Annotated in this window: 24 protein-coding genes, 8 tRNA genes and 1 rRNA gene; all 33 read right to left on the bottom strand. The window is 52.6% G+C overall.

The genetic code is table 11. The annotated features are described in order from the left end of the window. Positions 1–91: 91 nt before the first annotated feature. The gene (locus ACE5KN_RS20875) at positions 92–361 is read right to left on the bottom strand and encodes an HPr family phosphocarrier protein (RefSeq protein WP_305757081.1); all 270 of its coding nucleotides are present in this window, start codon (positions 359–361) and stop codon (positions 92–94) included. A 146-nt stretch (positions 362–507) separates the two neighbouring features. Further along, a complete protein-coding gene (whiA, locus tag ACE5KN_RS20870; RefSeq protein WP_375527065.1) occupies positions 508–1452 on the bottom strand; it encodes a DNA-binding protein WhiA in 945 nt (314 codons plus the stop codon). 5 nt (positions 1453–1457) lie between these two features. Beyond that, a complete protein-coding gene (gene mgfK / locus ACE5KN_RS20865) occupies positions 1458–2444 on the bottom strand; it encodes a gluconeogenesis morphogenetic factor MgfK (protein WP_375527066.1) in 987 nt (328 codons plus the stop codon). A gap of 15 nt (positions 2445–2459) precedes the next feature. Further along, positions 2460–3362 (bottom strand): RNase adapter RapZ, encoded by a 903-nt coding sequence (rapZ, locus tag ACE5KN_RS20860; RefSeq protein WP_375527067.1) that lies wholly within the window; start codon positions 3360–3362, stop codon positions 2460–2462. 46 nt (positions 3363–3408) lie between these two features. Next, positions 3409–4359 carry an ROK family glucokinase gene (locus ACE5KN_RS20855; RefSeq protein ID WP_375527068.1) on the bottom strand — a complete coding sequence of 317 codons (951 nt, stop codon included), beginning with the start codon at positions 4357–4359 and terminating at the stop codon, positions 3409–3411. A 418-nt stretch (positions 4360–4777) separates the two neighbouring features. Next, positions 4778–5731 carry a thioredoxin-disulfide reductase gene (trxB, locus tag ACE5KN_RS20850; protein ID WP_375527069.1) on the bottom strand — a complete coding sequence of 318 codons (954 nt, stop codon included), beginning with the start codon at positions 5729–5731 and terminating at the stop codon, positions 4778–4780. Between the two features lie 32 nt (positions 5732–5763). Beyond that, the gene (locus tag ACE5KN_RS20845) at positions 5764–7506 is read right to left on the bottom strand and encodes a tetratricopeptide repeat protein (RefSeq protein ID WP_375527070.1); all 1743 of its coding nucleotides are present in this window, start codon (positions 7504–7506) and stop codon (positions 5764–5766) included. Between the two features lie 143 nt (positions 7507–7649). After that, positions 7650–8597: a ribose-phosphate diphosphokinase gene (locus tag ACE5KN_RS20840; protein WP_375527071.1), complete on the bottom strand. Its 948-nt coding sequence runs from the start codon at positions 8595–8597 to the stop codon at positions 7650–7652. A gap of 451 nt (positions 8598–9048) precedes the next feature. Further along, the gene (hisJ, locus tag ACE5KN_RS20835; RefSeq protein WP_375527072.1) at positions 9049–9873 is read right to left on the bottom strand and encodes a histidinol-phosphatase HisJ; all 825 of its coding nucleotides are present in this window, start codon (positions 9871–9873) and stop codon (positions 9049–9051) included. 49 nt (positions 9874–9922) lie between these two features. Further along, positions 9923–10618 (bottom strand): bifunctional phosphoribosyl-AMP cyclohydrolase/phosphoribosyl-ATP diphosphatase HisIE, encoded by a 696-nt coding sequence (gene hisIE, locus ACE5KN_RS20830; RefSeq protein ID WP_375527073.1) that lies wholly within the window; start codon positions 10616–10618, stop codon positions 9923–9925. Further along, positions 10615–11373 carry an imidazole glycerol phosphate synthase subunit HisF gene (gene hisF, locus ACE5KN_RS20825; RefSeq protein WP_375527074.1) on the bottom strand — a complete coding sequence of 253 codons (759 nt, stop codon included), beginning with the start codon at positions 11371–11373 and terminating at the stop codon, positions 10615–10617. The genes hisIE and hisF overlap by 4 nt, the downstream gene beginning before the upstream one ends. A 29-nt stretch (positions 11374–11402) precedes the next feature. Continuing rightward, positions 11403–12140, bottom strand: a complete 738-nt coding sequence (gene hisA, locus ACE5KN_RS20820) for a 1-(5-phosphoribosyl)-5-[(5-phosphoribosylamino)methylideneamino]imidazole-4-carboxamide isomerase (protein ID WP_375527075.1) — start codon at positions 12138–12140, stop codon at positions 11403–11405. Positions 12141–12431: 291 nt separating this feature from the next. After that, a complete protein-coding gene (gene hisH, locus ACE5KN_RS20815) occupies positions 12432–13076 on the bottom strand; it encodes an imidazole glycerol phosphate synthase subunit HisH (RefSeq protein ID WP_375527076.1) in 645 nt (214 codons plus the stop codon). A 3-nt stretch (positions 13077–13079) separates the two neighbouring features. Beyond that, entirely contained in the window at positions 13080–13688 is a 609-nt protein-coding gene (gene hisB / locus ACE5KN_RS20810) for an imidazoleglycerol-phosphate dehydratase HisB (RefSeq protein ID WP_375527077.1), read from the bottom strand. Between the two features lie 6 nt (positions 13689–13694). Beyond that, complete coding sequence (hisD, locus tag ACE5KN_RS20805; RefSeq protein WP_375527078.1) at positions 13695–14984, bottom strand: histidinol dehydrogenase; 1290 nt, start codon at positions 14982–14984, stop codon at positions 13695–13697. Next, complete coding sequence (hisG, locus tag ACE5KN_RS20800; RefSeq protein WP_375527079.1) at positions 14981–15640, bottom strand: ATP phosphoribosyltransferase; 660 nt, start codon at positions 15638–15640, stop codon at positions 14981–14983. The genes hisD and hisG overlap by 4 nt, the downstream gene beginning before the upstream one ends. Positions 15641–15660: 20 nt before the next feature. Beyond that, positions 15661–16848 carry an ATP phosphoribosyltransferase regulatory subunit gene (locus tag ACE5KN_RS20795; protein ID WP_375527080.1) on the bottom strand — a complete coding sequence of 396 codons (1188 nt, stop codon included), beginning with the start codon at positions 16846–16848 and terminating at the stop codon, positions 15661–15663. A gap of 205 nt (positions 16849–17053) precedes the next feature. Beyond that, complete coding sequence (locus tag ACE5KN_RS20790) at positions 17054–18250, bottom strand: acyltransferase (protein ID WP_375527081.1); 1197 nt, start codon at positions 18248–18250, stop codon at positions 17054–17056. Between the two features lie 174 nt (positions 18251–18424). Beyond that, a complete protein-coding gene (locus ACE5KN_RS20785) occupies positions 18425–18910 on the bottom strand; it encodes an acyltransferase (protein WP_375527082.1) in 486 nt (161 codons plus the stop codon). After that, complete coding sequence (gene ppaX, locus ACE5KN_RS20780; protein ID WP_375527083.1) at positions 18907–19560, bottom strand: pyrophosphatase PpaX; 654 nt, start codon at positions 19558–19560, stop codon at positions 18907–18909. Before ppaX ends, ACE5KN_RS20785 begins: the two co-directional genes overlap by 4 nt. Positions 19561–19562: 2 nt before the next feature. Next, positions 19563–20609: a prolipoprotein diacylglyceryl transferase gene (lgt, locus tag ACE5KN_RS20775; protein ID WP_375527084.1), complete on the bottom strand. Its 1047-nt coding sequence runs from the start codon at positions 20607–20609 to the stop codon at positions 19563–19565. A gap of 36 nt (positions 20610–20645) precedes the next feature. Next, complete coding sequence (hprK, locus tag ACE5KN_RS20770; protein WP_375527085.1) at positions 20646–21584, bottom strand: HPr(Ser) kinase/phosphatase; 939 nt, start codon at positions 21582–21584, stop codon at positions 20646–20648. 237 nt (positions 21585–21821) lie between these two features. Then, entirely contained in the window at positions 21822–22946 is a 1125-nt protein-coding gene (locus tag ACE5KN_RS20765; protein ID WP_375527086.1) for an ABC transporter ATP-binding protein, read from the bottom strand. A 102-nt stretch (positions 22947–23048) separates the two neighbouring features. Beyond that, positions 23049–24053 (bottom strand): PucR family transcriptional regulator, encoded by a 1005-nt coding sequence (locus ACE5KN_RS20760; protein ID WP_375527087.1) that lies wholly within the window; start codon positions 24051–24053, stop codon positions 23049–23051. A gap of 238 nt (positions 24054–24291) precedes the next feature. After that, positions 24292–24364: transfer RNA gene (locus ACE5KN_RS20755), tRNA-Lys, on the bottom strand. 8 nt (positions 24365–24372) lie between these two features. Then, a tRNA-Tyr gene (locus ACE5KN_RS20750) sits at positions 24373–24458 on the bottom strand. Positions 24459–24466: 8 nt separating this feature from the next. After that, positions 24467–24539 (bottom strand) — tRNA-Phe (locus ACE5KN_RS20745). 335 nt (positions 24540–24874) lie between these two features. After that, positions 24875–24951: transfer RNA gene (locus ACE5KN_RS20740), tRNA-Asp, on the bottom strand. Between the two features lie 13 nt (positions 24952–24964). Then, positions 24965–25040, bottom strand: a tRNA-Thr gene (locus ACE5KN_RS20735). A gap of 5 nt (positions 25041–25045) precedes the next feature. Then, positions 25046–25121 (bottom strand) — tRNA-Val (locus ACE5KN_RS20730). Between the two features lie 10 nt (positions 25122–25131). Further along, a tRNA-Met gene (locus tag ACE5KN_RS20725) sits at positions 25132–25208 on the bottom strand. Positions 25209–25283: 75 nt separating this feature from the next. Continuing rightward, positions 25284–25371 (bottom strand) — tRNA-Ser (locus ACE5KN_RS20720). 129 nt (positions 25372–25500) lie between these two features. After that, positions 25501–25577, bottom strand: a 23S ribosomal RNA gene (locus ACE5KN_RS20715); the annotation flags it as partial.

The following is a 25577-nucleotide window of genomic DNA, read 5'->3' as shown; positions in this document are numbered from 1 at the left end:
GTACGCTCCGCTCCTCAGTCCCTAGCTTCATCCAATCTTCTCGGTGCTGAAAACCTGACTTTTTGAACACTCACTAATAGCAAGCCGCTCTTTACTGGTTTTCCAGTTCTTCCTTGCTTACGAGACTTACTAAAGCGTTTACAGCCTGTTCTGCATCCGCGCCTTCCGCACTGACATAAATTTCCGTACCGGAGCTGATGGCAAGGCTCATAATGCCCATGATGCTCTTGGCATTCACTTTCTTGTCGTCCTTTTCCACAAAGACTTCCGAGGAATATTTATTGGCTTCCTGTACGAACAATGCAGCAGGTCTTGCATGCAGTCCTGTTTTCAAACGTACAACTACCGGATGTTTAGTCATGAAAAACGGTTCCCCCTTTATAAGTAAATTGACAAATGAATTAAAACCACATTTATTCCATTTTATTTATCACATTATACCATCAACCTGAATCATAAACTAGAAAAAAAACAGGCACCCATCCCCATCCGTGCCTGTCAGACAGGCTACAGGATCATTCCTCGCTCTGCCCGGACCTTGTCAGCCAGCTCATCAATCTTCCGCAGCCGGTGATTTACCCCGGATTTACTGACCGTGCCTTTCAGCAGCTCCCCGACTTCTTTCAGATTCATGTCAGGATGGGCCAGGCGGATTTCAGCCACTTCGCGGAGTTTGTCCGGCAGGGAATCCAGCCCGACCTCCTTCTGCAGCAGCTTGATATTTTCGATTTGACGAACTGCCGCTCCGATCGTCTTGTTCAGATTCGCGGTTTCACAGTTTACGATCCGATTGACCGAGTTCCGCATGTCACGCATGATGCGCACATCCTCAAACTTGAACAAAGCCTGATGAGCACCGATAATGCTCAGGAACTCAATGATTTTCTCGCCTTCTTTAATGTAAAGGATGAACCCCTTCTTCCGTTCAATACAACGGGCATTCAAGTGGAACTCGTTTGCGAGATCCACGAGTGCCTGGCAGTGCTCTTCATACATCGAGGCAATTTCCAGATGGTAGGAGGAGCCCTCCGGATTATTCACCGAGCCCCCGGCCATGAACGCTCCCCGCAGATAAGCCCGCTTACAACAGTTTTTCCTGATTATCGCCGGATTAATCCCGTCTGTAAACAGAAACCCCTCCGAGACGATGTACAGCTCCTTCAAAATCTCTTGAACCCGGTCCGGAATGCGGACAATGTACACATTGTTTTTCTTGAGCCGCATTTTCTTGCGGACCAGCAGTTCGGTATGCACTTGAAAATGCTTTTTGATGAAGGAGTAAATGCGCCTTGCAATCGCGGCATTTTCGGTGGAAATGTCCAATACCACTTTTTTGTTCGAAAGCTGTACGGACCCCAGCATCCGGATCAGCGCCGACAGCTCGGCCTTCTCACAGCAGGACTGGGCTTCAATCATCGTCAGCTCTTTTTTCGTTTGAGCCGCAAAAGACAAGGGACTCACCTCCTTCTTAATATCCAGTTTTGCACGAGCTGATAAATATGCTGGCTCAGCTTGTCGGCATCATGCCGCAGATATGTTCTGAACAGGACCAGCGTGTCAGCCACCACTTTATACCCCTGTCCGGTCACCGAATCCAGATCCAGCTGAACCGGCTTGGCGCCCTGTTCTGCATATTTATCCAGCACCTGGGCCGGAATGTCCCCGTTGTTCACAATCACATAGTCAAAAAGCTGATGGCCAACATGATCGTAAACAGCCTGCAGATGATCCCCTACACTGTAGTTATCCGTTTCTCCAGGCTGCGTCATGACATTGCATACAAAAATTTTGACCGCCTGCGAGGCCACAACCGCTTCAGCCAGCTTGGGCACCAGCAGGTTGGGCAGAATGCTCGTGTACAGGCTCCCCGGTCCAATCAGAATGGCGTCGGCCCGCTCAATCGCCTCGACCGCCTCAGGCAACGGCTCCACGTGAGTCGGCTCAAGGAACACACGTTTGATGCGGCCACCGGCTTCCGGGATCTTGGACTCGCCCGAGACCACGCTTCCGTCTTCCATTTCCGCATGCAGCACCACGGCTTCCTCTGCCGCAGGCAGCACTCGCCCGCGTACGGCAAATACACGGCTCAGCTCACGAACACCTGTAACAAAATCACCCGATATATCGGTCATGGCCGCCAAAATAAGGTTGCCCAGACTATGGCCAGCCAATCCCGAGCCCGAGCTGAAGCGGTATTTGAGCAAATCCGCCATCAGCGGCTCGACATCGGCCAGGGCTGTCAGTACGTTCCGGATATCGCCCGGGGGCGGCATTTGCAGCTCGCTGCGCAGGATGCCGGAGCTTCCCCCGTCGTCAGCAACGGTGACGATCGCCGTAATATCCAGCGGCTTTTGTTTTAATCCCCGCAGCATGACGGACAGCCCTGTTCCGCCTCCCATCACGACAATGCGCGGACGCTCCAGCTGTGTTCCCGCTAATTTCATAATTTCACCTCTATATCAATGCCGATCCCGATCCGCGTCCCGGTGGCTTACCGCAACGGCCTCCGTTTCACTCGTTCCAAGCATTTTACCAAGATATTCGGAGATGGCCACCGACCGGTGTTTGCCTCCGGTGCATCCTATACCGATAATGACCTGACTCTTGCCTTCCTTCCGGTACTGCGGAATCAGAAAATGCAGCATATCCATCAGCTTCGTCAGAAAGGTCTGGGTTTCTGGCCACTTCATTACATATTCATAAACGTCGCTGTCCATCCCGGTATTCGGCCGCAATGCCTCTATATAATGCGGATTGGGCAGAAAACGCACATCAAACACAAGGTCCGCATCGATAGGGATCCCGTATTTGAACCCGAAGGACATGATGTTAATGGAGAGCAGACTGCTTTCCAGATGGGAGAACCTCGATATAATACGCTTCTTCAACACGGAAGGCTTCATTGTGCTGGTGTCGATGACCTGCGTCGCCGAATTTTTGAGATTCTCCAGCAGCTTACGCTCAAGATGGATACCGTCAAGCGGCATGCCGTCCGGGGCGAGGGGATGACGGCGGCGGCTCTCCTTATAACGCTGAACCAGGACGCTGTCATTGGCATCAAGAAACAGAATTTCACAGTGAATCGTAAAATGATCTTTAATATAACTCAAGGATTCCGAGAGAGCTGTGAAAAATTCCCGGCCGCGCAAATCGATCACCAGCGCCACCTTGCCGATTTTACCGTTGGACTGCTCAATCAGTTCCGCAAATTTGGGAATAAGGACAGGCGGCAGGTTATCAACGCAAAAGAAACCGAGATCCTCCAGGCTCTGTACGGCGATCGTCTTGCCCGCGCCGGACATCCCCGTAATAATAATCAGCGTCGCGCCTGCCGGCGGTGCCGTGTTATTATTTTCCGACATGTTCCTTCTTTCCCCTTCCCGTAATCCAAAATTGATAAGCCGGGCACTAGGACCGCAGAAGCAATCCGGCCGCCCCGACGATTCCTGCATCATTCCCCAGCGTAGCCGGCACAATGGAGGTGCCGCGCTGCAGCGGCTCCGGAGTCAATTGAGCGAATACCCGCCGCAATTCGTCGAACAGAATATCGCCCGCCTTGGATACGCCGCCGCCGATAATGAACATTTCCGGGTTTAAAATCGCGGCTGTTGTGGCCATGGCTTTACCCAGATAGAAAGCAGCCCGGCCCACGATGCGCAGCGCCACTTCGTCCCCGGCCTTGGCGGCATCGAAAACGTCCTTGGCCGCGATTTTCTCCACGGTTGCAAGAGAGGTACGATCGCCGCGCTCTACCGCATCGTTCGCCATCCTGATAATACCCGTGGCTGAAGAGACCGTCTCCAGACAGCCCATTTTGCCGCAGCCGCACTGGATCGCTTCAAGATCGGGCACAACGGCGATATGGCCGACTTCCCCTGCCATGCCGGAGAAGCCCTGATAAATTTTTCCGTCGATAATAATGCCGCCGCCTACACCGGTGCCCAGCGTGAAGCATACGCAATTGCCCACGCCTTTGCCCGCTCCGGCCCAGGCTTCGCCCAACGCCGCCACGTTGGCATCGTTATCAATTTTGACCGGCTTGCCCAGCCGTTCCTCCAATGTGGCCCGAATCGGCACGTCCCGAAAGCCTATATTCGGCGCAAGCACGACGACTCCGTCACGCACGTTCAGAAAACCCGCAATACCGGCGCCAACCCCCTGCAGCTGATCCCAGCTGTATGGAGACTGCTCCACAATAAGTCTTACGTACTTCTCGATATTGGCCAGGACGGTGTCCGCACCCTTAGCCACCTCGGTAGGACCTTCATAGGTTTGCAAAAGCTGCCCTTCCACATTGCAGATGCCGACTTTGATTGTCGTACCACCCAAATCCACGCCGATATAGATGCTTTCAGACATGTTACAAGCCACCTTTTTCTATACATATAATGGTTCCCGGTCTATCTTGCGGTACCGGCAAACGATGGTTCCATACAGTAAGTCTCGTATCCAACTATAAGCGAACCTACCCATCCGGTCAAGGCGCGGGGAGCAGCTTCCGGGCCGGTGGAGAGCACGTGAACTTCGCAAAGTTATGTGAACTCTCTGAGACATCGGCTCCTGAAAAAAAGCACCCGCGCAAGATATACTGTACGGGTGCTCTTGGTGCTTCCGAAGCATGTTTCCTACGGAAACATTTCAGGTGCTCACGTACCCCAAGTACGCTCCGCTCCTCAGTCCCTAGCTTCATCCAACTCAAGCGTTTTGAAAAAACGCACTTCGGAAGCATACGCTTCGGTGCTGAAAACCTGACTTTTTGAACACGCAATTCTACAGATTACTTGTCGAGCGTTTCGCTCCAGTCATGAACTGCGCTGCCTTCGAGGAATTTCTCGGCATCCATGGCTGCCATACAGCCTGTGCCGGCGGCGGAAATAGCCTGACGGTAACGGTTGTCCTGCACATCGCCGCATGCGAAAACGCCCGGGATATTCGTCTCGGTCGTACCCGGCTTCACTTGAATATAGCCGTGGTCATCGGTCGTAATTTTGCCGCCCAGGAAGCCTGTGTTCGGCGTATGTCCGATCGCTACGAAGACGCCGTCCGCTTCAATCAGCTCCTCCTTGCCTGTCTCATTGTTGCGCACCTTGAGCCCTTTTACCCCGCTGTCGTCTGCAATGACTTCAACCGGAGTACGGCCCAACGCCCACTGGATCTTTTCGTTATCGCGGGCACGGTCCTGCATGATTTTGGAGGCGCGGAGTTCCTCGCGGCGATGAACCAATGTCACCGAGGAGGCAAAGCGTGTCAGGAAGCCCGCTTCCTCCATGGCGGAGTCGCCGCCGCCCACAACAATAATCTTCTTGCCGCGGAAGAAGAAGCCGTCACAGGTCGCACAGGTACTGACCCCGCGGCCCACGTTCTCCTGCTCGCCGGGGATACCCAAATATTTGGCGGATGCTCCGGTAGCGATGATGACCGTTTCCGCTTCCAGTACACCCTGTCCTTCCACCTTAACTTTGAAGGGGCGCTTGCTGAAATCCACTTCTTCCACCCAGCCGGATCTGAATTCCGCGCCAAAGCGTTCGGCCTGCTTGCGCATGTTATCCATTAACTCGGGTCCCATAATCCCTTCCGGGAATCCGGGGAAGTTCTCGATTTCGGTCGTTGTCGTCAGCTGCCCGCCCGGCTGCATGCCTTCAATGACAAGAGGATTCATGTTGGCGCGTGCCAGATAGATGGCTGCCGTATATCCTGCAGGGCCTGTTCCGATGATAATGGATTTGTACATAGGTGGTACCTCCTTCAGAGATTATTAGATATTTATACCCTTTCGGTAAAAGAAGGGAAACGCTGAGCTATTTTTTGCTTGATTCCGCAGACGCTGTCAATCTGGCGGGCATAACGGCTGACAGTGGATACGGAGATGCCATAACGGTCGGCAATCTCCCTGTAGGTTGCCCGGGTGTGATGCATTTTGGCCGTCAAATATTCAAGAGCCGCCGCCCAGCCCTCCACATGCTGGATGGTAAAGCCCTCCGGGCTGATCCGGTCCAGGTACTCGAGCCACAGATCTTTCAGATCGTTCTGCTGGGCGGTATCATAACGCTTGCCCATTACGGAAAATGCCTTATCCAGCACCGCCTGGATCTGCGGATTGGCAGCCGCTGCTCCCTGCTTCAATGGCTGTTCCGCCAGCGCCACGTCAGACAACGGTGCAAACGCAGACGTCTGTCTAACATCCATACCCTCTAACGCCGCTCTCGCCCGCTCCCTCACCGCCGGAGCCTGGGATACATCGGCAAGCAGCAAGCCGAGCGCTTCCCGCACCTCTTCATCGCCAATCATCGCCAAGGCCTGGATGACCTGAGACTTCGTCGCATCGTCTCCATGGCGAAGCGCCCAGAAGAAAGATGACCGGACAAGCGGGTCCTTCTTCATTTCGTCAGGCACACTGCGGCTCCCGTATTTCTCCCACAGCTTGAACTGTTCATCAAAAGGCAGATGATAGTGATAGCTGAGCTTCTCTATGGACCGTCCCATCCTGCGCAGCTCATTCAGCCGGGACAGATAGAAACGCGGTGTCTCCGATTCCGGATCAAGCTTCTTTACAAGCTCCCACAGCCGTTCCGCCTCCGCATACCTTCCCGTATTGCTTGCGGCCACGGCCGCATAGTGATACAGAGACGCGTCCGCTTTGTTCTCGCCGTCCTTCAGCAGCCGGCGGAAGTGCCTGTAGGCCTCTTCATGACGGCCGAGGATGCCCATCGTCGTACCCAGCTTGAACACCTGGTCCTGCTGGAAGGGCACGATGACCGTCAGGCTCTCCAGCAGCGCATCGAGATGGGGGCCTCCGCCCTCATTCTGATAAAATATAGCCAGGTTGCAGAGCGCATGCAGGTTGCCCGGTTCATCCTGCAGCACTTGCAGGATGGTTTCCTTCGCCTTCTCGAACATCCCCATATAATAATAAGAGAGGGCCAGGTTGTTGCGCGCCGCCAGCAGATCGGGCTGGTCGCCGGAGATTTGCTCCAGCAGCTTTGCAGCCTGCGCGAACTTGCCTTCCTCCAGCAGCAAACGGGCCTGATCGTGCTCAACGACGCCCTGCCGCGCTTTGATCCGGTTCAGCTTGGCAGGCCGGTTAAGCTCGTAATACAGCAGCTCCATCATGTCTTCCGCTTCCTCCAGAAACTGGCCTTCCTCATCCTCTTCAAGATAGGTTACAAGCGCTTTCTCGGCCGCCTCGAACTGCTCCATGTTGGCATAGTTGTTGGCCATATAGAAATAGCATTCCGTCATCGACGGATTGACATTCTTCAGAATGGATTCCAGCACTTCATTCGAGCCCTGGTAATCCCCCATCTCAGATAATATACCCGCCATATTGGCATGATTCACGGGATTATCCGGTTCATATTCCACAGCCTTGCGAAAATATTTCAATGCCTTGTCATAATGATTGCGATCCAGCGAGCGGACGGCTCTCTCAAAGAAAAAAGACGCGTCAAGACGCAGGGCAATGATATTGGGGCGAGTGTCCGTAACCCGCAGGTTTTTGCCTTTCATAATAACAAAGGCACCTCCTTTAACTTGCTATTGAGCCTATACATTATAACATAAGATTGACCGCTGCTCATCCCATGTGAAAGCTTGTTTTCTGTAATTTTACCCATACGGTTTCATGAAACACAGCCCAAAGAGACACGAGCTTATACACCCGCGTCTTTGAATAAAGTTGCGATCGATCCGCCCTCCACAATGATGTGGACGGCACGGGCCAGCATCGGGGCGACGGAAAGCACCGTAAGCCCATCCGGAACCTGCTCCGGCAGCTGGATGGAGTCCGTAATGACAACCTCCCGAATATATGGATGCTTCAATTTTTCCAGGGCGGAGCCGGAGAACAGGCCATGGGTCGCACATACGATGGCTTCCCCTGCTCCTTTCTCCTTAAGTCCCTCAACCACGTTAATGATCGTGGAACCGGTATCAATTAAATCTTCAATAATAATAGGCGTTCTGCCTTCCACATCGCCTATAAGATGCGTGATGACGGATTCATTATGAGCAGGTCTTTTCTTGATCATGATGGAAAAAGGCGAGTCCATGCGATTCGCCAGCTTCTCCGCCATGGAGGCCCTGCCCGCGTCCGGCGATACGACGACAGGCCTGTCGATGCCGCGCGTGCGCAGATATTCACTGATCAAATCGAGCGCGGTCAGATGATCCACCGGAATATTAAAAAAGCCCTGTATGGCCGCCGCATGCAGATCCAGCGTAACGATCCGAGAAGCTCCGACCGTTGTCAGCACATCGGCCACCATTTTGGCGGAAATGGGCTCACGCGGTGCAGATTTGCGCTCCTGCCGGGCATACCCGTAATAAGGAATAATAACGTTAATGGTTCGTGCCGAAGCCCGTTTGGCTGCGTCGATCATGACAAGCAGTTCTACGAACAGTTCATTGACGGGGTGTGCCAAAGACTGCACAAGAAAAACGTCACAGTTCCGAATGCTCTCTTCATAATGCACATAAATTTCCCCGCTTTTGAAACGGGACAGCTTGATTTTGCCCGGCTCCACGCCCAGCTTGTCGCACATTTTGCGGGCAAGCATCGGATTCGAGGATCCGGAAAAAATACGCAAGGACTGATGCATCGTTTTCCTCCTTCGGCAGCTTTACGGTCTATGCCATGGGTAGCGAGTCTTATGTTCGTATACCTTGAAAAACTACCGCTAAACGCGGTCTGGCTTCTTTGAATGTACATCAATATACGCTTTTATTATACCTTCCAGGGTCATCATATGGAAATAGCCGGGCATTTATAGAAATGACCAGCTTGAACATATCTTATAGAGGTTGTTCAAAAAGTCATCTTTTGATCACGAAGGAAATCAGGAAGCGGACTCGACATCGAATCTTGAATTCAGCCGGGCCTAAGCGGATGCTTCCGAAGCATGTTTCCTACGGAAACATTTCAGGTGCTCACGTACCCTTAAGTACGCTCCGCTCCTCAGTCCCTAGCTTCATTCAACTCCAGCGTTTTGAAAAAACGCACTCCGGAAGCATACGCTTCGGTGCTGAAAACCTGACTTTTTGAACTCGCACTTATATGGTTAGCTTAATACTGGAACGCTCCCGTTTTTCAAACACAGCCAACTCACGGTAGCCAACCTCATAGAGCAAGGATCGGGCCTGATCCAGATGCTCCGACAGCTTCTCCGGCTGATGCGCGTCTGAACCCACGGTTACAGGGATACCAAGCCTGTATGCTTCCTCAAGCATGCGCCGGCTCGGGAACATTTCCGCACACGGCTTGGACAAGCCGGAGGCGTTCAGCTCCATGGCGCGGCCGCTGCGCGCCACGGCGGCAAGAGCATCTTCTTCCAGCGCACGCAGCTCCTCTTCCTGCTCCGGGGCAGGCTTATGCCCGAATCTTTTGATGACGTCCAGATGCCCCATAATATCGTAAAAGCCCGTTGCGGCGGCTTTGGCTACGGCATCATAGTATGTACGGTACACGCTGAGCACATCTTTGCCCTCCCAATGATGTACCTGACGGAAATCCGTTACGTCCCACTCACCCAGAAAATGCACCGATCCGATGACATAATCCCACGGATAGGAGACAACAATGTCCTCAATCTGCCGTTCCCAGCCTTCGATGTAATCCCCCTCAAGGCCGACGCGAATGTCGATCTGCCCGCGGTAACGCTCCTTCAGCTCCAGGCATTCCTCCACGTAACGCGGCAGTTCCTCCATCGGCATGGCCATTTCCGGATAATAATCCGCCGGATTTACATGCAGGAGCGGCATATGGTCGGACAAGCCCAGCTGGTCCAGCCCGAGCCGGATTCCTTGCTGAACATATTCCTCAAGGCTCCCCGACGCGTGTCCGCAGCGGGCATGATGCGTGTGGTAGTCAATACGCATATAACGCTACTCCTCTGCAAAATGGTAGTTTCAAGCAGCCGCCGCAAGACTAATCCCTGCGGGGCCGCTCATGTCTGCGGTTCAGCTCGGCCATAATATCGTCCAGCGGGAGCTTCCGCTCCTGCAGCAGCACCAGCAGATGGTAAATCAGGTCGCTGACCTCAAGCCGCAGCTCTTCGTTATCGTTATTTTTGGCGGCAATAATGGTCTCGGAAGCCTCTTCACCGACTTTTTTCAGAATTTTATCCACGCCTTTATCAAACAGATATGTCGTATACGCGCCTTCCGGACGTGTCCGCTCCCGCTCCGCAATGACTGCCTCCAGTTCGGACAACACCGCAAACCGTCCGCTGTCTGAGCGTGCAGCCCTCTCCAGCTCCTGGTCCGTACCAACAGCAATATCACGATAAAAACAGGTCTCTTCCCCGGTGTGGCAGGCCGGGCCCTGCGGATTCACTTGAACGACCAGGCTGTCTCCGTCGCAGTCCAGACCCATCCGGACGATCTGCTGCGTATTGCCGGACGTGGCCCCCTTGTGCCACAGCTCCTGCCTCGAACGGGACCAGAACCAGGTCTGACCGGTTTCGAGCGACAGTCTCAAGGACTCCTGACTCATATAAGCCAGTGTCAACACCTGTCCCGTAGCCGCATGCTGAACAATGGCCGGCACGAGACCCGCGTCATCCCAGCGGACGTTTTCCAAAAGCTGCTCCAGAGAAAGCTCCTGCCGTATATCGTCACTCATCGTATTTCCACTCCTCTGTCCTTCAAATCACGCTTTAATTCAGGAATCGCAATTTCTTTATAATGAAAAATGGTCGCCGCCAGTCCGGCATCCGCCTTGCCCTCGGTGAACACATCATAGAAATGCTCCTTCCGCCCGGCTCCGCCGGAGGCGATGACCGGGATGCCCACCGCATCCACGATGGCCGATGTTAACGGCAGATCAAAGCCGTCCTTCGTACCGTCCGCATCCATACTGGTCAGCAAAATTTCACCTGCTCCCAGCTTTTCGGCATCCTTGGCCCAAGCCAGCGCGCGGATGCCCGATGGTTTTCTGCCGCCATGGGTATAGACCTCCCACTCGCCCCAAGCCTCATTATACTTTGCATCGATGGCTACCACTACACACTGGGAGCCGAAGCTGCGCGCCCCGTCCGTAATCAGCTCCGGATTGAGGACAGCGGCTGTGTTAATGCCGATCTTGTCCGCCCCTGCGCGCAAAATTCGTTTCATGTCGTCTACTTGGGAGATTCCTCCCCCTACCGTAAACGGAATTGTAATTTCTCCGGCGGTCTGGCGAACCACTTCCTCCATGGTTGCCCGACCCTCTACAGACGCCGAGATATCCAGAAACACAATCTCGTCGGCACCTTCGCGGTCATACAGAGCAGCAAGCTCCACGGGATCGCCCGCATCGCGCAGATTCACAAAATTTACACCTTTGACCACCCGTCCGTCCTTCACGTCCAGACACGGGATAATGCGTTTCGCCAGCATCGCTGTGCCCCCTTTTTCCGCTTCCCAGGTTAACGGGTAGTTCCCGTCACGGCGCTAACCGCTTCTTTCAGGTTGATACTGCCCGTATACAGCGCCTTGCCCACGATCGCCCCGCCGATGCCTTCCTGCGTGTGAGCAGACAGCTTCAGCAAGTCATCCATCACACTCACTCCGCCGGAAGCGATAACCGTGCGTCCGCTGGCTTTAGCGAGAGAGCGTATTGCCTCCACATTCGGTCCCTGCATCATGCCATCCCGCGATATATCCGTGAAAATGAACGTGTCTGCCCCTTTCATGGCCAGTTCGCGAGCGAGCTCCTCGGCCTTTACCTCCGACGTTTCCAGCCAGCCTCTTGTCGCCACATAACCATTCCGGGCGTCCAGCCCGATGGCAACACGATCTCCGTATGTCCCGAGCACCTCTTCCGTAAATGCGCGGTCTTCAATAGCGGCTGTGCCGAGAATGACGCGGCTTACCCCAAGGGACAGCAGCCGTTCCACATCGCTGCGTGTGCGCAGACCGCCTCCTACTTGTACAGGGACATTGACGGCCGATGCAATTTGTCCTATCAGTGTATCGTTCACTGGATGCCCAGCCTTGGCGCCGTCCAGATCCACCAGGTGGATGAATGTGCCGCCAAGCCGTTCCCACTCTCGCGCAACCTCCAGCGGGTTATCGTTATAAACCGTTTCACGGTTATAGTCTCCCTGAATCAGACGCACACACTTGCCGTCACGAATATCAATGGCAGGATAGATCGTAAACATGGACTGCCTCCTTAAATAAACTGAATTAGCTGTACTAGAGGTTGTTCAAAAAGTCATCTTTTGATCACGAAGGAAATCAGGAAGCGGACTCGACATCGAATCTTGAATTCAGCCGGGCCTAAGCAGATGCTTCCGAAGCATGTTTCCTGCGGAAACATTTCAGGTGCTCACGTACCCCAAGTATGCTCCGCTCCTCAGTCCCTATCTTCATCCAACTCAAGCGTTTTGAAAAAACGCACTTCGGAAGAATAAGCTTCGGTGCTGAAAACCTGACCTTTTGAACTCGCACTATTATGAGTTCTGCCCTTCCGGCTTTCGCGCGGCTCCCGTCAATGCCAGGAAGTTGCCGAGCAGCTTCATGCCGAGCTGGCCGCTCTTTTCCGGATGAAACTGCATGCCGAATACCGAATCCCGGCCGACAATCGCCGTAACCGGACCGCCGTAATCCGTTACGGCCAGCAGATCGGAGGCTTGCTCCGTCTTGGCGTGATAGGAGTGTACAAAATAGACATGCCCCTCTTCCAGTCCCGCGAACAGCGGGTGATCCTCCTGCGAGAAGTACAGCCGGTTCCACCCCATATGCGGCACCTTCAAGCCCGAAGCAGACGGGAAGCGCACGACCGTTCCCGGCAAAATATCAAGCCCTTCGTGCTCCCCGTATTCCTCTCCGCTGGTGAACAGCAGCTGCATCCCGAGGCATACGCCAAGCAGCGGCTGTCCGGCGGACGCCGCTTCCTTGACGACGCGGTCCAGACCGCTGCGGCGCAGATGCTCCATCGCATCGCCAAAGGCGCCGACCCCCGGCAGGATGACGCCGTCAGCGCCCCGGATCGTGCCTTCGTCACTTGTGACAACGGCCTCATAACCGAGACGCTCCACCGCTTTGCTGACGCTGTGCAGATTGCCCCTGCCGTAATCCACAATCGCAATGGCCATGGATTACAGCACCCCTTTCGTGGACGGCACTCCCGTCACACGCGGATCGATGCTGGTTGCCTCGTCAAGAGCGCGGCCCAGCGCTTTGAACACCGCCTCAATCATGTGGTGAGTGTTCTGGCCGTAATGCACGATGACATGCAGCGTCATGCGTGCCTCCAGTGCGAGCTTCCACAGAAATTCGTGCACAAGCTCGGTGGAGAAGCTGCCTACCTGCTGGGAAGGATACTGTGCCCGGTATTCGAAGTGCGGGCGGTTGCTCAGATCGATCACCACCTGTGCGAGCGCTTCGTCCATCGGTACAAACACGCTGGCGTAACGTTTGATCCCTTTTTTATCACCAAGGGCCTGCAGCAGCGTCTGCCCCAGACAGATTCCGATATCCTCCACCGTGTGGTGATCGTCGATCTCAATATCACCTTTGGCGTCCACCTTCAGGTCGAACTGGCCGTGCTTGGTGAACAGGTCGAGCATATGGTTCAGAAAAGGCACATCCGTCTCGATCTCAGACTTTCCTGTTCCGTCCACCGCAAATGCCAGCTTGATATCCGTTTCGTTCGTTCTGCGGCTTACCTCAGCCGACCGCGCCTGTCCGTTACCGATATTCTCCATCCCTTATCACGCCTCTCCTTCGTTTTGCAGCCGGATCTCGATCGCCCGGGCATGCCCTTCCAAGCCTTCATGACGGGCCAGCTCCATAATCGCTGCGCCATTCTTGAACAGGGCCTCTTTGCTGTAATAAATCATGCTGGATTTCTTGATAAAATCGTCCACGTCCACGGGCGAGGAGAATCTCGCCGTCCCGTTCGTCGGAATGATATGATTAGGCCCCGCAAAATAATCGCCTACCGGCTCCGAGCTGTATGTGCCAAGGAAAATGGCGCCCGCATTTTCAATCAGTCCGGCATACGCCATCGGATTCTCCACCATCATCTCCAGATGCTCCGGAGCGAGCCGATTGACGACCTCAATGCCCTCCTGCAGCGTATCGGTCACGATAATCGCCCCATATTGTTCAATGGAGGCGGAAGCAATTGCCCGGCGTGGCAGCTCGGCAAGCTGCTTCTGAACCTCAGCGGCTGTTGCTTCTGCCAGCCTGCGTGATGGGGTGACAAGAATGGCGGAAGCCATCTCGTCATGCTCCGCCTGGGAGAGCAAATCCGCCGCCACATAAGCCGCATTGGCCGTGTTGTCCGCGAGCACGACAATTTCGCTCGGTCCTGCAATGCTGTCGATATCGACAGCTCCGTACACCTCGCGCTTGGCCAGCGCTACGTAAATATTGCCTGGACCGCATATTTTATCGACCGGTTTGATGGTCTCCGTCCCGTATGCCAATGCCGCAATGGCCTGAGCGCCGCCGATCCGGTACGCCTCGGTCACTCCTGCTTCTGCAGCAGCAACCAGTGTATACGGATCAATTCCGGCCTTACCGCCTGTTGCGGGCGGAGTCACCATCACGATCTCGGGAACACCGGCAACCTGTGCGGGAATGACATTCATCAGCACCGAGGAAGGATAAGCCGCCTTGCCGCCAGGGACATAAACGCCGACCCGCTTCAGCGGGCGGATGATCTGTCCCAGCAGGCTTCCGTCCGGCTGCAGATCCATCCAGGAGTTTCGCTTCTGCTTCATATGAAATGCACGGATATTGGCCGCCGCGGCGCGGATCGCCTCCAGGAAGGATGGCTCCACCTGGCTGTAAGCCGCCTGCAGTTCCTCCGGGGTGATGCGCAAATCCTGTGGTGACAGCTTCACCCGGTCAAAAGCTTCTGTGTAACGCAGTAGAGCAGCGTCACCCTCGGCACGCAGGCCTTGAATAATATCCTTAACGGCCTGATTCTGTTCAGGAGTTCCGTAATCCACCTCCCGCTGCAGGTTGAAATCACGGACAGATACGATCTTCATGCTCTGGTTCCTCCCTGCGGCTGCATTGATCTGCCCGGAATGACCTGCTGCAGCCGGTCACACAGCTCCTGGATGGCCGTATTTTTCATCCGGTAGCTGACCCGGTTCGCAATCAGCCTGCTTGTAATATCCAAAATACTGGTCTGCTCGACCAGTCCATTCTCCCGCAGCGTCTGCCCTGTCTCCACCATATCGACGATGCGGTCGGCAAGCCCGATCAGCGGAGCCAGTTCAATGGAGCCATTCAGCTTGATGACCTCCACCTGCTGGCCCTGCTCCCTGAAATATTGGGACGCCACACGCGGATATTTGGTCGCCACGCGCTGGCGAATGCCCGGCTGCCAATCCGGCAGACCGATCACAGACATACGGCAGCGGGCAATTTCAAGGTCGAGCAGCTCATATACGTCCTTATTTTCCTCAAGCAGCACATCCTTGCCCACGATGCCGATATCCGCCGCTCCATATTCCACATAAGTCGGGACATCGACGGGTTTGGCCATAATAAATTCCATGCCCAGCTCCGGCAGAGGAATGACCAGCTTGCGGGTATCATCCACGTCCGGTGGAATCGGCACGCCCGCTTCGCGCAGCAATCGGGATGCCTGTTTATATATACGCCCTTTGGGCATTGCCACCTTCAGCGTCTCTGTCATGACGAAACCTCCCTCTCCTGTTACCGAAGTCCGGGAGCCGACGCGCCCGACTTGTAGGTGTAAATTTCTTCATACGATTGCTTCTCCGCAGAAGGCTCACCGCTGCCGATCAACCGCGTGACAACATGATTTCCCGCTGAACGAAGCTGGGCTGCCTTTTCAAAAGCCTCCTTGCGCCCGGATTCGTCGTATCTGATCAACACTGGGAGCTGCACCGGCGTTTGAATGCCTTCTATGCCATCCACAATCCGGTTCGTCTTCAGCGAGAAGCCTGTGGCGGGAACGTCGCGTCCGAACTGCTGAAGCAGCTTGTCGTAGCGGCCTCCGCTGCATACAGGCGAACCGATCTCGCCCGCATAACCTTCAAAAGTCATGCCTGTATAATAGGAGAAATCCCCGATCATTGTCAGATCGATCAGGACATGCTCAGCCACCCCATACGCCTCCAGCACCTCCCACACCTTACACAGGTGGGAAATTGAAAACAAAGCCCCTGGTTCCGTACTCAGCGCCTCCGCCTGATCACAGATTTCCTTGCCGCCGCGCAGCCGCAAAATCGACTCCAGCTTGCTCAAGTGATCCTGTGCAACATCCAGCCTGCCTATAGCCGTCCGGTAGCCGACCACATCCCGCTTGAGCAGCAGCCCCTTCAGCTCCTCCTGCTCATTCGTGCGGCCCGGGATAACCTCCTCAAACAATCCGTTCAGAAATCCAACATGTCCCATCGCAATCTTGAAGGAGCTTACCCCTGCAGCCTGCAGCGAGGCAATTGCTAGGGCGACAACCTCGGCATCCGCCTCGGGTGAATCGTCTCCAACCAGCTCAAGACCTGTCTGAAAAAATTCGGCCTCTCTGCCCGCCTCTTCCTCGATGGCACGAAACACGTTGGCATGATAGGACAGTCTGAGCGGCAGCGGCTCTTCCTTCAATAAAGAAGCAACAACCCTTGCAATCGGTGCGGTCATATCACTGCGAAGCACCAAGGTAGTACCCCGGTTATTAAGCAGTTTAAAAAGCTTCTGATCCGAGGTGGAGCTGGCCACCCCAACCGTATCGTAATATTCCATCGTGGGGGTCATAATTTGACGGTATCCCCAGCGTTCCATACATTCCAGTACATTGCGTTCAATGGCACGCAGCTTGCTGACCGCACGCGGCAGATAATCCCTGACGCCGGCCGGCTTTTCAAACCCTTTCGGTTTAGACATATATCATTCACCCCGATAGTCTGATTATCGTCACACTCTTTATTGTGTTAAAGTGCTAACAAACTAAAGTATACTTGGTATATTACCATGGCTTCCTGACACCCGTCAAACTTAAGGTTCTTTGAATTGTTGATTTCATGTGCCTTACAAAAAAGGCTGTTCGGGTATAGGATTACCCGAACAGCCAATTGCCGAACCTGCTCTGCTACATATCTGCTTTTCGAGCCCGGCCCGTAACCTGTCTCTGTTTGAATTTCCCCGCAGCCGCATAGGACTTGGGCACACCTCCCAGAAACAGCTGCGCAAACGGAACGTACCTGAAACAGAATGCGACGATGAACCAGGTTATGAACAGCGCCGCCAGCAGCCCGCCCCAAACCCAGACCACGTATGTGAAGGAATCGATGGGAATAAAGTAGCGAAAGCGGCGATACACGAGCAAAATCACCGGATGAACAAGATAGATCGCAAAAGCAGCTTCCCCCAAACGGATCAGGAAAGTGACCACGCCCGGAGCCGCTTGGTCATACAGGCGAAAGGCCGCCTGCAGCAGCACCAATGAAGACAGCATCGTATGCACGTTCCAGAGCAGCTCATACCATAATGAATTGACCCAAATGCCTTCATGCCTGCCGTAGTACCACAGTGTCACATGAATCAGCGATACGATCAGCCAGTAGCCCCATAAGAGAAGGGTCCATCTTTTATGGTCGGAAGACATCTGCCTCCACGAGGCCTTCAACCAGCCCTTGATTTTATCAAAATGCAGAGCCACATAGGCCCCCATCATATAATAAGCCAGATACGATATAGCATAACTTCCCTTGTTCGGAATCTGCCATTCATACTTGTTCAGGAAAATGAAAATCCACTGCAGCGCAAGCCCGATCGGTATCGCCCAGCGTACCGCAAAACGTGAGGACTGCAGCAGCTTCAGCATAAACGGAAACAGAATGTAGAATTGAACACTGATAAATACAAAATATAAATGAGTATACGCTGAGCCCGTCACCAGCTTGCGCACAAAACTGGACAGATGCTCCGTTACCGGCTGCGCGAACAAGTCGCTGGTTTCCTGATTTAAGATAAAGTATCCTATAGAAATAACCACATAGGGCAGTAAAATATACCCCAGCCTCTTCCCGTAAAAACGCTTTACCAATTCACGATCAAGCGGCCTCTCGTAGTAGTTGTAGAACAGCACAAAGCTGCTTAGAAAAATAAATGATGGCGTTCCATACTTGAAAAAGATATTCGCAAAATTCAATATGAAATAATAAGGCGAATCCAGTGCCTGAACTCCAGCCGCATATGATGTGGCATGCACATGAAGAACACCAAGGATCGCAATAGCCCGGAAAATATCGAGCTGCGGCAGCCTCTCCTTCTGCCCAACCGCCATGGCCACTCCCCCTTTGCAGTTAACTGACCTTTTAAACGATACCGGATTATGTGGCTCATTTCAACGCATTCTGCCTGTTCCCGCGGTTTCGCGAAAGATGTCTATAACGCGCAAAAGCCCGAAACCTCAAGGGTTTCGGGCAATCTGTGCAGTAAATTTGTGTGGTAAAAATAGTTATTTAGTCCCGCCCAGTTCCCGCAGGGGATTGCCGCCGACAAAAGCGCCGGGAGGAACGTTCTTGTGAACCACCGAGCCTGCAGCGACTACCGCTCCGTCCCCAATGGTCACACCGGGTAATATCGTCGTATTCGCTCCGATCAGCACCTCATCCCCGATGATTACCTGGCCAAGCCGGTATTCCTTGATCAAATATTCATGGGCGAGAATGGTCGTATTGTAGCCAATGACCGAATTGCGTCCGATCGAAATTTTTTCCGGAAAAAACACGTCAACCATAACCATCAATCCAAAAGCGGTATGCTCCCCTACCTTCATGCCGAGCAGACGGCGATAAATCCAGTTTTTCAGGGGCAGTACCGGGCAATAACGCGCCATTTGAATACATATGAAATTTTTGACGCCCTTCCATGGACTGACGGTTTTATAGATCTGCCATAAAGCATTTTGACCTTCTACAGGGTACCGCTCTACGTTTCTCACTTTGCTTCCGTACCATGAGCGACCAGGTCCAGCAGGTCTGTCATATCCTTGAGCATAAAATCCGGGTTATAGCCGCGCAGCGTCTCCTCGCCTTTAAGAGACCAAGCTACTCCGGCGGATTGAACCCCGGCTGCCTGGGCTGCCAGAATATCGAATGAACTGTCCCCCACCATTAAAGTATGAGCAGGGTCCGCGTTAAGTTCTTGTATCGCCTTTAATACAGGCTCGGCATGCGGCTTCGGATGCTCTACATCATCCACCGTTATAATGCTGCCCATATAAGAAATCAAATCAAACATTTCAAGTACACGGATCGTGTTAGGTCTTATTTTGGTGGTTACCACACCCAGCTTAATACCCTGTTCATGCAGAGTTTTAACAACTTCAAGGACATTCGGGAAGGGCTTGACCATACGATCATGGTGAAGCATACTGTATGACCGGTAATCACCTACCAGTGCGGTGACATCCGCCAGGCCGGTAAACGTCTGAAATTGGTTCTCCATCGTTCCGCCCATATGCGGAATAATCATTTCCCTGGTCAGCGGCTGAGGCGTTTTCCCTTTCAAAACATGGAGAAATGAAGTGATGATCAGCTCATTCGTATCAATTATTGTACCGTCCAAATCAAACAAAATGGTATTGATCATAACTACTCCTTCTTATGCTGGTCTGCGATCGGAATTTCAGAGTGATCAAGCGAGTTCTCCGGATGTATCGTGCGTTCCTCGTGAAGCTTGATCTGTTCCCCTTCTACTGTATCCGGCACCTGATCTGCCGTGGCTTTGCTGGATACAATCGGATCGCTGTACCGTTCTTGTGCCCGTCCCGACGTGCGCCGCGCGACGATAAATATAACTGCAGCTACAATCAGCCCCACTGCCAGCAGCTGGGAGATACGTACATTTCCATAGGCCGGGTCCAGGTACCCTGGCTCAAATCCGAACCAAGTCATTGGAGACCAAAGGCCATTAATGAACGAAGCAAGCCATTCCGGCCCCTGGAAGGCCAGGCTGTCCGTTCTCAGCCTTTCGATAAAGAAACGGCCAATCGAGTACCAGATGAAATAGGAGGCAAACAGTTCGCCCGCCCGGAGGAAAGGCCGTCTGCGCAGAATAAGCAGCACTATAACACCCGCCAAACTCCATAAGGACTCATATAAAAAGGTCGGGTGATGATAAACACCGTTCACATTCATCTGGTTGACAATGAAGTCAGGAAGGTTGAGCTGTGAACGCAGGAAGGATTCATCGACAGGTCCGCCGTAGGCTTCCTGGTTCACGAAGTTCCCCCAACGGCCGATCATTTGCCCGACCAGAAGACCCGGTGCGCAAATATCGGCAATCCGCCAGAAGTTGTAGCCTTTATAGCGGAAATAAAAGATCCCGCAGATGATGGCGCCAATCAGAGCGCCGTAGATCGCTATGCCGCCATTCCATATTTTGAATACATCCCAAAGGTTGTTGCGGTAATCCTCCCATTTGAAGGCAACATAATAAATCCGGGCTCCAATAATCGCAGACGGTACCCCGAGCAAGAGCATATCCATAAAAAATTCCTGCGGTATTCCGTACCGTTTACCCTCGCGGATCGCCACCACCATTCCGGCAAGGGCTGCCAATCCGAGAATGATTCCGTACCAGTGTACCCGCAGAGGCCCGAGCGTAAACGCAATCGGGTCAATCAGCAATGTTGCCATATTGTTCGATCACTCCTTGTTTAGCCCTATACGTTTTTAGTCCATATCATCCATATCTTCGGAAATGGTAGCCGTCAGCTTGTTCGTAAACTGCAGTGCCGCATTGTAACCCATCTGTTTCAGGCGATAGTTCATAGCTGCCACTTCAATAATAACCGCAAGGTTCCGTCCTGGCCGAACAGGAATGGTTACCAGCGGAACATCGGTATCAATGATGCGCGTGGTTTCCTCATCAAGTCCCAAACGGTCGTATTGTTTATCCTGCTGCCATGCTTCCAGCCGTACAACCAGCGTAATTCTCTTGTTGTTGCGGATGGCGCCGGCGCCGAACAGGGTCATGACGTTGATGATACCTACACCGCGGATTTCAAGCAGGTGCCGAATCAGCTCAGGCGCAGTGCCGTGCAGCTGAAAATCGGAGGTTTGCCGGATTTCCACGGCATCATCCGCAACCAGACGGTGGCCGCGTTTGACCAGTTCCAGAGCGGTTTCACTCTTGCCGATACCGCTGCCGCCGGTAATGAGCATGCCTACACCATATACATCACAGAGCACGCCATGAATGGTGGCGGTCGGAGCTAGCTTGCGCTCCAGGAACCCTGTGATACGGCTGGATAAAATCGTAGTTGCCATGCTGCTGCGCAATACGGGAATATTCCGCTCTGCGCTAATATCGATCAGCTCCTGCGGCACTTCCAGCCCGCGGGTGATCACAATACAGGGGGTCTGCTCCGTGCATAACCGGTCCATGCGGTCCCGCCGATCTTCTGCAGGCAGCATGGACACGAAGGCAAGCTCGGTTCTGCCCAGCAGCTGAACCCGTTCCTGTGGATGATATTCAAAGTAGCCAGCCATCTCCAGCCCAGGCCGGTTCAGGTCGTCTACGGTAATGGCTCTGCGGAGCCCATGCTCCCCGGATATAACCTCCAGGTGAAATTGCTGTACAAGCTCGGATACTTTAACCTTTTTTGCCATTGTCTTGTTTTCTTCCTTTCAGCCTCGTCCTCATCCGTTATGTCTGTACGAAAAACTGTCCATGTTTAACATCATGCGTATTATTATGCGTGTCTTTATGCGTATCCCCATCGTAAAGGAATTTGTAACTGATTGCAATGCTCTGACCGTTGTCGTAACAGTGCCGGACATGCCAAAAACCGTCTGTCCCGGAAGGACAGACGGTTGCTTTATTTCGTTTGCGGATTAGTTTGCGGATTAATCTGCAATCAGAACATTCAATTCGGATTCTTTATCGAAGATATGAACTTTGTTCATATCAATCGCCATTTTGGTTGGTGCGCCTTCACGTGTATTGGAACGTCCGTCAACACGGGCGATGATGGTGTCACCGCCAGCCCCGCTCAGATAGAGCAGCATTTCGTGACCCAGATTTTCGGTAACATCCACGTTGGACGCAAAGATGGTTTTCGGTGAAGCTTCCATGAATACCGGCTCTTCGTGGATATCCTCAGGACGAACACCCAGAATCACTTCTTTACCGATATAGCCTTTGCTCTTCAGCAATTGTGCTTTACCTTCAGGCACAAGCAGATCAATATTAGAAGCTGTAAAGTACGTGCCGCCGTCTTTTTCACTCAGCTTACCGTTAATGAAGTTCATTGTAGGAGAACCGATAAAGCCTGCCACAAAAAGGTTCACCGGGCGGTTGTACAGCTCATCCGGGGATGCAGCCTGTTGAATCACGCCGTCCTTCATAACAACGATCCGGTCGCCCATCGTCATGGCCTCAACCTGGTCATGCGTTACGTAAATAACGGTAGTTTCAAGGCGTTTGGCCAGCTTGGTAATCTCCGCACGCATCTGGCCGCGCAGCTTCGCATCCAGGTTGGACAGCGGTTCATCCATCAAGAATACTTGCGGGTCACGTACAATCGCGCGTCCCAAGGCTACACGCTGACGCTGACCACCGGACAATGCTTTCGGTTTGCGGTCAAGCAAATGCTCGATATCCAGAATTTTCGCTGCTTCCCGTACACGTTTGTCGATTTCATCCTTCTTCACCTTACGGAGCTTCAGACCAAAAGCCATGTTTTGATATACGTTCATATGCGGGTAGAGAGCGTAGGATTGGAATACCATCGCGATGTCGCGGTCTTTTGGAGCTACGTCGTTCACTACACGGTCACCGATATACAACTTGCCGTCGGAGATTTCCTCCAGACCTGCAATCATACGAAGTGTTGTAGATTTACCACAGCCGGACGGACCTACTAATACCAGAAACTCTTTATCCTGAATGTCCAGATTAACATCGATAACCGTTGGTTTCTCAGCACCCGGATACTTTTTGAAAATATGCTCTAAACGTACACCTGCCATGACTTTTGCCTCCCTGAATCAAATTATGAAATCGAATACATTTCTTAATGTTATATTACCCGAGGCTGCCCTGCATGGCTATTCACAAACTGCACAAAAAAATTATTTGCTTTTTGTTACTTTGTACAATAACAAGATTAAACGCACCAGCACCGCATCATTGAACGTCCGGACATCCAGTCCGGTTTCCTGCTTGATTTTATCCAGCCGATAGATCAGCGTATTTCGGTGAATGTACAGCCTCTTGGCCGTTTCGCTTACGTTACAGTCCAATTGAAAAAAGGTGTCCAACGTGCTCAAAGTCTCTGTATCCCCGAACAGACCTGAATTGATGCCGTCCTGTTGAATAAAGTTTTGTCTTTGCTCATCCGGAATACTGTAGAGCAGCCTCTCCAATCTTAGCTCCCAAGGGAGATGAATATGCTCGGACACATGGAACAGCTTCCCCAGATGCAGCGTCTCCCGCAGCAGGGATAAAGCTCCCGGAAGATCTTCCGCCGGCAGAAACGGCCTGTTCACGGATATATGAAATACACCACCCCATTCATTGGCGATCAGTTCATACAGCCCCAGTGCAAACGCGGTCAGCACCTCTTCTACAGGCTCGGAAGGATCTTTATCCCGCTCGTCCTCTCCCCCAAGCACCGAGTTCTCGCTGGCCAGAATGAGCCATTCCTTCTGCTCGAGTGGAACCAGCAGCACATCTCCTTCCAAATAACTATCCAACAGCTTGTTCAGTTGAGAGTACGAGGCTTGCAAGCCTTCCCCCTGAAGCAAGAGTGGGACCATTTGTTTGGTCAAATCATCCGACAGGTTCAGATCCGCGGGAGGCAGCCCGCTCTCTCCTGTGTTCTGCAGCAGCAGCCAGCGCCCGAACTGTTGCATTCTTTCCTCTTCACTCAGCTTGTTTTTACGGGGCTCAACAGAGCCTGATCCTGGCTGCAAACCAACCAATAACGCTTCAATTAATTGCCGTTCTCTGAGCGTAATCTGATGTTCACTTACTGTAAAAGCTATCGCATCTTCCAATCCATCATAATATGGGAAATATACAAGCTCACCAAAAATAAAAGATAATGAGTTGTTTTCTGATTTGTCATTATTCATGAAGTCCGACAACGCCGGCTCCAGGCTATCCGTTAAGGAGACAATGCCAAAGGAAGTGCCTAAGATTTGCTGGAGCTCCTGTTGAATTGACTCGGCAGATCTCACATCATCACCGCTCTTCAGATTATTTATGCAGGCTGAAAACTCTACCCAAGTTTATTATGCCTAAGTAGACTAACTATTCAAATATATCTGCATATGCAAAAAAAGCCATCAACCGTAGTTGATGACTTTCGGATGAGCCATGAAGGACTCGAACCTTCGACACCCTGATTAAAAGTCAGGTGCTCTACCGACTGAGCTAATGGCTCTTAAAGACTGGTGGAGGCTGATGGATTCGAACCACCGAACTCGTAAGAGAACAGATTTACAGTCTGCTGCGTTTGGCCACTTCGCTAAGCCTCCATATAAAGTGGCTCGGGACGGAATCGAACCGCCGACACGAGGATTTTCAGTCCTCTGCTCTACCGACTGAGCTACCGAGCCATAAAACACAAGTTCATCTCTGCTGAAAACTTAAAAAATCTAGTCATAAAAAAATAAAGTGTTGTAGGGATATCCCTTCCCACTTTACTGCTTGTTCACAGCACATAACTTATTAAACGACTGAACCGATGGGTTTCTCTCATTTTTGAGAGTTTATAAAGCTTGTCCAACAAAGTAATGCTCCGACGTATTCCTGCTTTTCATCCCTGATACTTGTTATTAAAAACGGAACCTTCGGGGTACTCCCACTTCGTGGAAGACTGCGATGACCATCCTAACGAAGTTTATGCTCCGACGAACCCTATTGGGTTCTCATCCCGATGTTTTTTCTAAAGTGGCGGAACCGACGGGATTCGAACCCGCGATCTCCTGCGTGACAGGCAGGCATGTTAGGCCTCTACACCACGGTTCCGCGATCACTTGAATGGTGCCGGCGAGAGGACTTGAACCCCCAACCTACTGATTACAAGTCAGTTGCTCTACCAATTGAGCTACACCGGCATATATGGTGGAGGCTGAGGGGATCGAACCCCCGACCCTCTGCTTGTAAGGCAGATGCTCTCCCAGCTGAGCTAAGCCTCCTGGGTATGTATGGTAGCGGCGGAGGGGATCGAACCCCCGACCTCACGGGTATGAACCGTACGCTCTAGCCAGCTGAGCTACGCCGCCATAATTAATCGAAATTCCAGCAAAGTAATGAAGCTCTTTTGTGCTCAAAAACCTTGCAAAGAAGTTATATCAAAACGGAGAGAGAGGGATTCGAACCCTCGCACCACTTACGCAGTCTAACCCCTTAGCAGAGGGTCCCCTTGAGCCACTTGGGTATCTCTCCAAATAAAGCATTTGCTTCGCAAATGCGATTTGCGAAAAATCAGTACATCACGTTCCGTGTGTATGAATTTCACAGTGTACAAGGATTACACCCTGAAAACCGGATCCGAAACTCCATTGCGTCTTATAGTAGGATAAGCCCTCGACCGATTAGTACTGGTCAGCTCCATGCATTGCTGCACTTCCACCCCCAGCCTATCTACCTCG

It is taken from the genome of Paenibacillus terreus (assembly GCF_042138595.1).
Taxonomy (GTDB): domain Bacteria; phylum Bacillota; class Bacilli; order Paenibacillales; family Paenibacillaceae; genus Paenibacillus; species Paenibacillus terreus.
Note: the sequence above shows the minus strand (reverse complement) of the source record. Positions and strands in the feature narration are given on the sequence as shown.